At 55.5% G+C, this 12,018-nt stretch carries 7 protein-coding genes and 1 pseudogene; 5 read left to right on the top strand and 3 right to left on the bottom strand.

Translation table 11 applies throughout. The features are described 5' to 3' along the window. Nucleotides 1-157: 157 nt before the first annotated feature. Nucleotides 158-862 carry a trehalose operon repressor gene (gene treR, locus BLL38_RS08085; RefSeq protein WP_076962087.1) on the top strand — a complete coding sequence of 235 codons (705 nt, stop codon included), beginning with the start codon at nt 158-160 and terminating at the stop codon, nt 860-862. A gap of 65 nt (nt 863-927) precedes the next feature. Beyond that, entirely contained in the window at nt 928-3,960 is a 3,033-nt protein-coding gene (locus tag BLL38_RS08080) for a membrane-targeted effector domain-containing toxin (protein WP_076962086.1), read from the top strand. 135 nt (nt 3,961-4,095) lie between these two features. Here BLL38_RS08080 and BLL38_RS08075 read toward each other — a convergent pair. Continuing rightward, a pseudogene (locus BLL38_RS08075) lies at nt 4,096-5,106 on the bottom strand (OprD family outer membrane porin); the annotation flags it as partial. A 92-nt stretch (nt 5,107-5,198) separates the two neighbouring features. Here BLL38_RS08075 and tnpB point away from each other — a divergent pair. Then, on the top strand, nt 5,199-5,558 hold the full coding sequence (gene tnpB / locus BLL38_RS08070) for an IS66 family insertion sequence element accessory protein TnpB (protein ID WP_076962084.1): 360 nt from the start codon (nt 5,199-5,201) through the stop codon (nt 5,556-5,558). Between the two features lie 17 nt (nt 5,559-5,575). Continuing rightward, nucleotides 5,576-7,111, top strand: a complete 1,536-nt coding sequence (gene tnpC / locus BLL38_RS08065; RefSeq protein ID WP_076962083.1) for an IS66 family transposase — start codon at nt 5,576-5,578, stop codon at nt 7,109-7,111. Here tnpC and BLL38_RS08060 read toward each other — a convergent pair. Beyond that, on the bottom strand, nt 7,108-7,437 hold the full coding sequence (locus BLL38_RS08060) for an OprD family outer membrane porin (RefSeq protein ID WP_076962082.1): 330 nt from the start codon (nt 7,435-7,437) through the stop codon (nt 7,108-7,110). The two genes, tnpC and BLL38_RS08060, sit on opposite strands and share 4 nt — an antisense overlap. 359 nt (nt 7,438-7,796) lie before the next feature. On the opposite strand from BLL38_RS08060, the gene BLL38_RS08055 reads away from it, so the two are divergent. Continuing rightward, the gene (locus BLL38_RS08055) at nt 7,797-10,664 is read left to right on the top strand and encodes an endonuclease/exonuclease/phosphatase family protein (protein ID WP_207303153.1); all 2,868 of its coding nucleotides are present in this window, start codon (nt 7,797-7,799) and stop codon (nt 10,662-10,664) included. Between the two features lie 289 nt (nt 10,665-10,953). Here the strand turns inward: BLL38_RS08055 and BLL38_RS08050 are convergent, their stop codons facing one another. Next, the gene (locus BLL38_RS08050) at nt 10,954-11,973 is read right to left on the bottom strand and encodes an IS30 family transposase (RefSeq protein WP_048377755.1); all 1,020 of its coding nucleotides are present in this window, start codon (nt 11,971-11,973) and stop codon (nt 10,954-10,956) included. Nucleotides 11,974-12,018 lie beyond the last annotated feature (45 nt).

The raw sequence follows: 12,018 nt of genomic DNA, 5'->3' as shown, positions 1-12,018 counted from the left end.
CGAGGGCAAAATTACTCGTACAGACGAGTTAAAGCAATAACTCGTCTGTACGAGTTGCAAAAATAGTCGCCCAGCGCTTTCCAAGGCCAATGGACAAAGCCCGCCGCTGCCACTAAGGTTCCTGCCTTGAACGCAAACGCGGCACAGAGCCTTCTCCATGAGTAAATACAACCAGATCTACACCGATCTGCTTGCCAGCATCACCACCGAACGCCTGCAACGCGGCACGCGCCTGCCTTCCGAAACCGAATTGATGGACACCTACCAGGCCAGCCGCGGCACCGTACGCCGGGCCATCGAGCAATTGCAGGAGCGTGGGTTCGCGCAAAAGATCCATGGCAAGGGCACCTTCGTGCTGTCGCCCAACCCGATCGAATTTCAACTGGGCGGCATCGTCAGCTTCCATGAAACCCACGCCGACCTGGGCGATGACGTCCGCACCGAAGTGGTCGAATTCACCCAACTGCCGCTGGAAGGCTCGTTGCTGCAACATATCGAGGCCGAGCCCGGCACCCTGATTACCCGTATCAAACGGGTGCGGCGCATTGGTGGCAAACGGGTGATCCTCGATATCAACCACTTCGTCGCCGACCTGATCCCGGGCCTGGACCAGGCGATTGCCGAGCAATCGATCTACGCGTTTATCGAGCAGACATTGCAGCTGCAAATCAGCTACGCCCAGCGCACCATCGAAGCCCTGCCCCGCAGCAAGGACGACCAGACGCACCTGGACCTCGACGGCCAGAGCCATGTGATCGTGGTGAGCAACCAGACGTTTTTGCAGGACGGGCGGCAGTTCGAGTACACCGAGTCGCGCCATACCCTGGATAAGTTCTACTTCTCCGATATCGCCCGGCGTTAATTATCTACCCACCCCCACGCTGAAGCGCTTGGCATGCTCGCCTCTCCCCCCTCAAGGAGAGCAACATGCCACTTGCCGACACCTCCCCCGCCGCCCAGCAACAACTCCAGGCCCTGGCCCCCTTGGTGCTGGATGCCTGCCCGAACATGCAGACGATGGCCATCGAGGCCGCCCGTGAGATTCTCGCCAGGCATGGCCTGGCGGACCTGGATCCCGACCATGTGTACTGGCATCGCTTCAACGGCAGCGTCAGCGACCCCGCGACCTTTACCGGCTGGAGCCACACTGAAAAACCCCAGCAATCGATGACCCTGACGCAGTTGGTGATTCACCGCTTCGAGGTGCATGACCAGGATAATGCCGACCTGCTCGACGGCGATGGCGGCTTCTACCGCGAGGGGCCCCAGGCGCGGTTATTCGACCAGCACAACGAAGTGCGGCTGTCCGCCAGTGCGGTGCTCAAGGATTTTTGGGCAATCAATTTCAGCGATCGCTACACCCGCCGCCTGGACACATTCTGGAGCGCCCACTTCGACGACTTCCGCACCCTGGCCAAGGTCAACTGCCTGGCCCAGGCCCTGCAAGCGCGGCAGGCCGGACACCTCAGCGCGGCACAGTTGCAGACGGTGATCCAGGCCCTCGCCAGCAACCTGCCCTGGCCGCCAACCCTAACCGACTTGCAGGCCACGGCCCCCGCTGCCCACGGGCTGCGCGTGGCGGCGCTGGATATCGGCGGGCATATCGCCACGGATCTCCTGCGCATTGTCGACGGCGATGGCCGGCAAATCCTCTATGTGCCGGGCGAGGCCCAGGCTTTCCACTGCTTCGAGACACCCGCCGACCTGCATTTCTGGCTGCTGAACCAGACCAACCAGCCGGGCAACCGCGCACGCTTCATGACTCACTTCCCACTGTCGGCCCAGGTCCAGCAGGACGACACCGACGCCGTGACCTGGAAGCAGATGCTACTGACCCCCGTGCTGATCTATCGCACCGTCCAGGCCCTGGCTGGCACCCTGCCGCCAGACTGGGTGGACAAGGGCCTGTCCCACCAGCTCGACCAGTTGTTTATCGACTGGGGCACCTGGGATCACCACTTGATCAATCAGGCCGACCAGACGATTGAAGGTGATGCGTTCACCTGGCTGGCGCAATCGAGCCAGACGCGCATGCGCAACGATGCGGACTTCTCCCTGCACAGCAATGGCGACCTGCGCAAGAAACTGTGGATCGGCTACCTGAATGCCTTTGGCCGAACCTTTGGCCCCATGGCCGTGGCGGGCTGGCCGGTAGCCCTGGTAGTGGTGGGCGCCAGCGTGGCCAATCTGGGCCTGAATATCGACCAGGCGCTCAATGGCAAAACCCCGGCCGAACGCCGTGCCGGGGCGCTGGGCGCGATACTCAGCGCCATCGACACCCTGTTCAACCTGGCGTTGCTCAAAGCCGATGGCGTCGTACCGGAAATCGCCGAAACACCCCATACCCTGGTGATTGAACCCACTCGGCCCACCGTGACACCCGCGCGGCCAGAACCCAGCGTACCCGCCACCTACCAGACCAACCTGATCCTGGAAGGCGAAACCCTCAACACCGCGCCCGGTAAGTATCACCAGGTCTATACCCTCAGAACCTCCGGCGGTCTGCCGCAGCACGCTATCCTGCTCAACGATGAGGCGTATTACGTGCGCTACGAAGCCGATCCCAACGGCCGTGGTTACTGGGCGATCGTCGACCCCAACCACCCCCATGGTTTTTCCGGCTCGCTGCCGGTGTGCCTGAACGAACTCGGCGAATGGGAACGGGTGTCTGCCAGCAAAGGCCTGAAGGGCGGTGGCGGCAATTCCAGCAAGGCGTCACGCAGAACCGTGCCCTCCCATAGCGCGGAACCGATGACTCCAGCGTCCAACCCACTGCGCAGGGTCACCACGCCGTTCGATACCCCACCCTCGACCCGCCCGGAAATAAAACGGTGGGCAATGGGCCTGCCTGAAACCCACGTTCACAGCCGCTTCGGGCGCATTGACCGCTTCACTTTCTACTTTGGCGTCAGCCACGAAAAACTGCTGCAATCGGCAAAAGACTTCTTCAACGAACTGCCCTGGACCCGGCTTCCGGCGCGCCCGGACATCCCCGCCTTCGAGCCCGCTACGCCCTTTGATAAAGTGCTCGAACGCCTGCCCGACGACATACCGGGATACGTCATCGGGGAAACCCTGGACCGCGTCACCAGCACCCGCCTGGTGCTCGAAAACATGCCCCACTTCGCACGCAAGGGCGTGAAAACCCTGTATTCGAGCCGCCTGCTCAACGACTTTGCCCAGGATGACTTGAACCTCTATTGGCGCACCGGTGAGATGTCCGAAGACCTGGAAAGCTACCTGGGCCGGCTGGGCACCGACCCGGCCGGCCAGTACAACGAACTGGAACTGGTCAAGACCGCCAGGGCCAACGGCATACGCGTGCAGGCCATCGACTGCGCCGCCCATTACAAGTCCCCCACCCCCACCCCCGACCTTGCAGAGCAGGCGATAAACAACTACCTCGCCCATACCGTTATCCAGGCCGACCAGGCCTTGAATGGCGGCGGCAAATGGTTGCTGCTGACTGGCGCGAGAAACATCAATACCTTCAATGGTTTTGCCGGCATCAGTGAACTGGAAGGCGGTATCGGGCTGCGCGTCGAGGAAGTGCTTGCCGGGCAAGGCAACGATATACGCATCGACCCCGGCATCGACATTGATCGCGACAGCGCACCGGCCCATGCAGACGTGGGCGACAGCTTCGACACCTTGCATGCTGACCTGCGGGTGCAAGTGGAGGCCCCGCTGCTGCACAGGACGCTGGAGCAAAACCGGCGACTGCTGTTTCGCAAGGGCATGTACCTGATCGATGAAAGCCAGGGCCGCTACACCCTGCTGCATCACAGCCGGGCCATGGGGATCCTCTGCACTCCCATCAACCGGCTGGCCGATGGCAGCTTTTATATCGAGCGGCCGGCCTGGACTGCCGTGCATAACGTGCACTTCGCCACCCTGGAAAAGCTGTCCAGCGCGCTCACCAACATGGGCTTGAGCCTGCAGTGCCGGCTGCCCGTTTGACGCCACGGCGCGGCAGGCCATAAAACGCCTGCCGCTCACTGACTAACCATGACAGGCCCAGGCCTAACGTTGTTTAATCGACGTTTGACAAAAGCTGCGGCGAAGACAGGAAGAGCAGCGTGGCGCAATGCCCCATCAAAATATATTGATGGGATACTCTGTAATAACCCTGACCTCATTGAGGTTAGGTGCACCATCGCCACTGAAGCGATGCATCGCATAACGGACCTGCATTGAAAGGTCCTTGAACTGGCCCGCCTGAACTACATATTTAGCCCGAAAATCCTTCTCGCTCTGAGTGGAGGCATTGGCCAGATACCCATAACGGCCATTGGCATCCAAGTGTTTGCCGTCAATGTCGTAGCCATAAACATAACGCGCGCCGACAGAAAGCCCCGGGATACCAAGCCCTCTCATATCGTAATTATAGGTAAGCCCCCAAGATTGCTCATTTGGCGAGTTGAAATCACCGTACTGGGATGAGTTCGCCAAATATATCCCGTTGGTATAGCCACCGTCCGAGGTTTTAAGATAATCAAATGGCTGATCGCCACTGATCTTCTGATAAGCCAAGGTGATTTTATGGGTGTCATATGTATAGGTAGAGGCCAGCGACCAAGCCGTAACATTTATAGGTCCCGCAAGCGACGCACCTTCGTTCAATGTCCTATAGATATTAAAATCAAAATTCAATTGCTCTTTCGAGTTTATTTGAACGTTATGATTGGCGTTTGCGTAATACTGTCGCCATATATCTTCCACACGGGAGGCATACACCATAAGCTTGGTATTTTTATCATAGCGGTACTTCAACCCTACATAACTGACATTTCCACCTTCAACCCCAGCATAACCAGCGCTGAACCCGCCATCATGGCGAGTGCTGACATAGCCCTTGCTTGACGTGAAATACCCGGCATCCAATGAAACATTGTCTATCTCATCACTGGCTATATGCCAGCCCCTGGTGGTTATAGGAACCAGCCTGGAGTCGGGCATGGCAAATATGGGAGCATCAGGGCGAAGGTCGCCATATTTGAGGACTGTTTTAGACACACGCACTTTTACTGCCGCGCCTGCAGAACTGGATTCATCCCTGGGTTTCTCTCCATCCAGAGGAAACAGCCCCGAGCCCCTCGGCCCACCATCGAGCGTAAGCGATCCACCGTGCCCACATTCAAAACCGCCAGTTGAAGCCTGATGCTGTGCTCCCGATTTCCTTACGGAGCCAGCACGTCATGATGCGACCCGACGCAAAAGTGGAAAAAGTTTATCTGTACCCCAAACCCGTGGACTTCCGAAAATCCATCGACGGCCTGTCCGCCCTCGTCGAATTGGATATCAAGGTCGCGGTATTCGATCCCGTGCTGTTCGTTTTTCTGAATCGCCACCGTAATCGAGTGAAAATCCTTTATTGGGAGCGCAACGGCTTTTGTCTTTGGCTCAAGCGCCTGGAGTCCGAGCGTTTCAAAACATCGCCTGAACTTAGCGATGAAGCTATCGTGCTGAGCGTGCAAGAGTTGAACTGGTTGCTGGATGGTTTTGACCTCTGGCGCAACCGCCCACATCAAGTTTTAACCCCTCGATTCGTCGCCTGATCGGATATAATCCGGGCATGAATTTGATGCCCGAAATACTCCCTGATGATCCGGTTCTGCTCAAGCAAATGCTTGTGCAGATGCTCAGTGAGCGTCAGTTGGACAAGGGCCAGATTGTTGATCTGAAAGAGCAGATCAAGTTGCTGCGTGACCGTTTATTTGGCCGCAAATCCGAGCAAACGGTTGAAGCTGACACACCGCAATTGGCGCTGTTCAACGAAGCCGAAAGCGTTGCAGTGCTGGAAGAAGGCATTGCCGAAGACGAAGAAGTCGTTGCACCGACCCAACGCCGAGGCAAACGCAAACCGCTGTCAGCCGATCTACCGCGCATCGAAGTCATCCACGAACTGCCCGAGCACGAATTGACCTGCGCGTGTGGCTGCCGCAAACACAGCATCGGCGAAGAAACCAGTGAACAGCTGGAAATCGTGCCGATGCAGATCCGCGTGATCAAACACATCCGCAAGGTCTACGCGTGCCGTGGTTGTGAAACGGCACCGGTCACCGCCGACAAACCGGCTCAGTTGATCGAAAAGAGCATGGCCAGCCCCAGCGTTTTGGCGATGTTGCTGACCACCAAATACGTCGACGGTTTGCCACTGTATCGGTTCGAAAAAGTACTTGGCCGACACGGCGTCGATATCCCCCGCCAAACCTTGGCGCGCTGGGTGATCCAGTGCGGCGAACACTTGCAACCGTTGCTGAATTTGATGCGCGACCGATTACTGGAAAGTCCGGTGATCCACTGCGACGAAACGCGGGTACAAGTGCTGAAGGAGCCGGATCGAGACCCGACCAGTCAGTCCTGGATGTGGGTCCAAGCCAGCGGCCCGCCTGCGCGCCCAGTTGTCCTGTTTGACTACACCACCAGCCGAGCGCAGGAGGTGCCGTTGCGCCTGCTTGCCGATTATCGCGGCTACCTGATGACCGACGATTACGCCGGCTATAACGCCTTGGGCGCGCAGCCAGGTGTCGAGCGTTTGGGCTGCTGGGCACATGCGCGACGTAAGTTCGTCGATGCGCAAAAAGTGCAGCCCAAGGGTAAGACCGGGCGAGCCGACATCGCGCTGAACCTGATCAACAAACTGTATGGCATCGAGCGTGAACTCAAAGAGGTCACTGATGATCAGCGTTTTTTCGGTCGACAGGAAAAAAGCCGGCCGGTACTCGCAGAACTAAAAAGCTGGCTGGAGAAAACCCATCCCCAGGTGACGACGCAAAGTGCCTTGGGCAAGGCCGTCGGTTATCTGGCCAGCAACTGGAGCAAGCTTGAGCGTTACATCGAGGCCGGCTTCCTGCCCATCGATAACAACAGGGCAGAACGAGCGGTAAAGCCCTTTGTGATAGGTCGCAAAAATTGGATGTTCAGCGACACGCCCAAGGGCGCCACTGCCAGTGCGCAGATCTATAGCCTGGTCGAAACTGCCAAAGCCAACGGCCAGGAGCCCTATACGTGGCTGCGCCACGTACTTGAGCGCCTGCCGCAAGCTACTTCGGTAGAAGACTTCGAAGCCTTGCTGCCGTGGAACTGTTCCCCAACTATCTCGCGCTAAAAGCCCACATCGGTTTTTTGCCATGTGTGGTTTATGGGTCGCTTACCATCGAGCTTCAATACGGAGTAAGCAGAAGCCTCAATACCTAAACCCACCAAGCCCTGAGTAAATCCCGATGTGTAGTCCAGGCGAAATGATTGCCCCCAGCCCCTGGGATCAAGACCACCATTTTTGACATCACGATTGAAATACATATTTCTCAAGAGCAAATCGAGCGTGCTTTGTTCTAGAAACCCTTCAGTTTTTTCTGAGTTCTCTTCTGCACTTCCCGAGCCCGCAAAACCGAGCAAAAATCCAAATGATACAAAGACATACACCTTCTTCATTATTTTGCCCCTTGGTTTTTAACGTTATAAAAGCCAGCGCATAGGCCAAGGGCACTGTATTAAAAAAACACGACCAAACTCACAGATTGCAAAATTGTAATAACCTTGCAATTTTTTTGATATTCGAGTAACTCGCCGAAGCAGGTGGAGCCCTATGGTCCACTCGCTGTTCACGATTGAAATATTACTGTCGTTTTTAGAGCGTACAGTGCACCAGATCTTTAATCTGGATAACGTTTTTCCATATTGATTTCTGAATATAAACCCACCCACACACCCATTAAATTTTCAGCCATCTGCACAGCCTCCTGAGTGTCCCGTATGGAAAGCAGCTGGTTCGATGCGAATAAGGAGTAGGCATGAGCCAAAGGAAACCAGGTAATTCCAGCGTGGGCAGATCATCTAAAAAACCATCGTACGATGATAGGTATCGCTCTTTAGGGCCTGAGAACAATTACACTCACAGATTAAATAATTTTTTATCCCCCTCACGTTTGATCCTCCTGCCTGAATGGCATTTGCAAACCAAGAAGCATCTGCTTCGAGGCTTGGCCGTCGCATCATTTTTTTCGAGCATTGCACATGCCGATGAGCAACCTCTTCAGAAAGAAGATTATGCGCTGAAGTTCATGGTGTTCAACATCTGGAACAAGCAGACGAATTCAAGTATTTGGAGCAAAGATGCGCAGGGTAAGCTGACCGGGTTCTCTGACCCGATGAAAAACCTGATCAATACAGTCAAGCCTGATGTGGCGGTGTTTCCTGAGCTGGACAACAACCGCCCGCAAAAAGCGCTTTTTATAGAAAGCATGAAAAAGCAGTTGGAGATCGCCAATAAAAACAATAACAGCTATTTTGCGCCTGCTTTTCTGGGGACGGCCAACGCCGAAGGTGTAGCCACAACCGTTCGGGCCAACGCCACCGAAGTCCTGCCGGATGGAGACGTGGTGCTCCGTCCGGGCAACGGGTTTCCAAGCGTTATTGTTCATAATGAACACTCTAACTATTACGATGAGTCCACGCGTCGGGTGGCCGATAACCAGAAATATAACCAACGTGTAAAGCAGGCGTTGTTGCCCATGATCACCATGGGAGACTTTAATGCTGGAGATGTTTCTGAACGCGGGCTTTTGAGTGTCGAAGAGCAAAAATATTTACTCCAGAAACTGACTGCATCAAACCCGAAGAATCGATCGGAACTTTATCTGAACTTACTCAAGGAATACCCCCTTGACCCAGAAGCAGCCGAGGCGGTTCAACGCTATATCCAGGCCGGAGACAGCACCCAAAAAATACTTGATAGTTGGTTTACCGACGAAAAGTATCCCGTGAAAAACAATTTGCCGGTTTCACTGAACATTCTGAAACAACAGAATCAGATGTTGGAGAATGCAAACAGTAAAGAGTTGTTTGAGCCACTGCAGGCAGGGGATGGAAGAACCACGTGGCCCAGCCTGAATGAGGTGGCAAGCCAAAGTGTCTGGCCAAGCTGGGGGAAGGTCAAAATTGATCATGTTTTTGCTTCGCGGCCTTTTGCCAAATGGATGGTGGTGGATGAAGCGGCAGAAAATACCGGGGTGCTGACTCAACAATCCCAGTTTCAGTCGGATGGCAAGCTTCAATCGCTTTCGGACCACGAGCCCGCTGCGGTTACGGTGCATTGGGCTGGGCCACAGCTGGAGACGTATCGAGCCATGGAAATGGGCAAGGAGACGGAAAAGCTACGCTTGATTTGGGGAGCGGATGCTGCGGCCTACGCTGGCAACGCCAAGACGTTTTTCCTCACACGTAACAATCAGCGTACCGATGTATACCTTGGACAGGTCGCTGACGAGAACGGTATTCCAACCTTGCAGGGCTTAACCCTGGCGCAGAAAAAATCGCGGCTTGATTGCTCAAGTAAAGACGCAGGTTTAAGCAAAGCCATCAGTAGTTATTGCATGGATGATCATTCGCGTTTTAGCGAGTCGGTGATCCAGGACGGTAAAACCCTGATCGTGGAAGAGGATCAAGCCCTGGGGGCAGACGCCAAGCGACTGGTGTTGAACGATGGCCTGTTGAAGATTGTCGGGAACCAGATGAACAGCCTGGCAGGAACCGTGCATTTGAATGGCGCAGGCGGGGCTCTTCAAGTTGATGATGCACGCAACAATGTCAAAGTCGATGGGGTGATCAGCGGCACAGGCGATCTGATAAAGCTGGGCGCTGGCCAGGTAACGCTTAACGCCGCCAATACATACACCGGCAGAACCTTCATCGATGAGGGGCAACTAACTGTCAACGGTTCTATTGCCTCGCAAGCTATTGTTGATCGCAACGCCATGCTGACAGTCAACGGTGTGGTGGCGGGTGTTACTGTCAATAACGGCGGCCTGTTGCAAGTTAACGATGGGGCCCAGGTTGGTCAGGCCACGCTGGGCAGTACTGCTCAAGGGGCAGTAGCCCGCCTGTCTGGCAGAGGCATTGTCCAGCAACTGACGTTCAATAACGGTGGGCAAGCCGCTCCAGGTAACTCTATTGGAACGTTAAACGCCGGTGACATCACGTTTAACCCTGGTTCACTTTATGCCGTAGAGGTGGCGCCTGACGGGCGTAGCGATCGTATCCAAGCAACAGGCCAGGCCGTTATCGCTGGCGGCGATGTGGTGGTCTCCCTGGAAAATGCTACTGCCCCATTGAGCTCGGACGAGACCCGCAGTTTGCTCGGTCAACAGTTCAATATCCTGAGTGCCAGTGCCGGTATCAGTGGCAAGTTTGCCTCGGTGACTCCTGATTATCTCTTTCTAGGGGCAAGCCTGAATTACCAGCCCCAACAGGTGATACTGAGTATTGATCGAAACACCACTCGTTTTGCGGATGTTACACAAAACCCAAACGAACGCTCGGTAGCAACAGCAGCCGACACGTTAAAAGCCAATAACCCGGTTTACGAAAGTCTTTTGCTATCCCGCTCGAATACCGAGGCTCAACAGGCCTTCAGCCAACTTACCGGGCAAATTCACTCTGATCTTGCTGCGGCACAGATGGCGGACAGTCGCTACCTTCGCGAAGCCTTGAACAGTCGTTTGCAACACGTCCAGCAACAGCGTACTGACGCGCACATAGCGGATGCCGGTGAAGGTGGTTGGGTTCAGCTACTGGGCGGACGCAGCCAGATAGAAGGGAGCAACGTTGCCAGAGGCTATAGCGCTTGGCGGTCTCAAGGAGCAAGTGCAACAGTCAGTTAATTTTCTGAGCTTGCTAAGCGAAACAATCCCGCTTCCAAAACATCGTTATCAATGGGCGTCTGACCGAACCGAGCTTACCTGACTAAGCACAATTTCCACTACCAAGTGCTTAGCCGTGATCAAGCCCTTCGGTGGCTGCAGCAGCGGCTATACACACCCCCCCCTCATCGCTTAAACAATGGCTATACACACCCCCCCCTCCATCGCCAATGTGACGGCTTGGAATGACCCAATAGAAACACCCATTAGACGCATCCACCAGATAACTTGGAGGGCTTGCCCTTACCGGTCAGTTTATCGTTTCAAGCTTGTTGGTCGCGGAAAGCTGAAGATGATCTACTAGCACCTCAACCGGAAATTTCCAGCCCAGTGTCTGGCGGGGTCGGGTATTGAGCAGATCAGCGATTTCGTCCAGCCGTGCCTGCGTCACCAGAGAGAGATCTGTGCCTTTGGGGAGGTACTGACGCAACAAACCGTTCGTATTTTCATTGCTACCACGCTGCCAAGGCGAGTGTGGATCGGCGAAATAAATCTTCATCCCCGTGCGCGCAGTAATTTCGGCATGACGGGCCATTTCGCTGCCTTGATCATGCGTCATGGTTTTTAGGAGCGATGGCGCCATCCGCGACATTTCCCTCACGATCGCTTCCGCCGCCGCCTCTGCGGTGGGGGCTTCGAGCTTGGCGAGAATCACATAACGGCTCGTACGCTCGACCATGGTGGCAACCGCTGAGCGATTATTGGCGCCCATGATCAGATCACTCTCCCAATGCCCAGGGACCAGACGATCTGCAACCTCAGGGGGGCGTAGGTGAATACTCAGATGCGCAGGGTAACGTTCTCGACGCACATTGCTTTGGGTTCGCTTAGGACGTTTGCCGTCAGCCTGACGTAGATAACTGATCAACTGGCGTTTCAGCTCGCCGCGCGGATAGGCATAGATGGCGAGGTAGATAGTTTCGTGGCTCACATGTCGCTCGGATTGGCCTGGCCAGATACTGCGTAGTCTGCGGGCAATTTGTTGCGGTGACCAGCCGATGCGGAGCATTTCGACGACCACTTGAAATAGCTCTGAGTCTGGAGACAAACGCCGCTGACGGCGAGGCGCATGTCGAAGCTGTTGAGCCCTGCTGGTAGCTTGGATGGCGTCATAGTGAGGCTGCTGGGGGTTGCGTTTGATCTCACGACTAATGGTGCTGGGGTGACGGCCTAGCAAAGCGGCAATAGCTCGCAGCGTCTGTCGTTGAAAGAGCATCACCATAATGGTGACGCGCTCCTCGGTACTCAGGTGGTTGTATTGGGTAGACATGGCAACACCTTACATGAGGTGTTGCACTTGCTCCTTGAGACCGCC

This window comes from Pseudomonas gessardii, assembly GCF_001983165.1.
GTDB classification, from domain to species: domain Bacteria; phylum Pseudomonadota; class Gammaproteobacteria; order Pseudomonadales; family Pseudomonadaceae; genus Aquipseudomonas; species Aquipseudomonas gessardii.
This window is presented reverse-complemented; position numbering and strand designations above follow the sequence as displayed.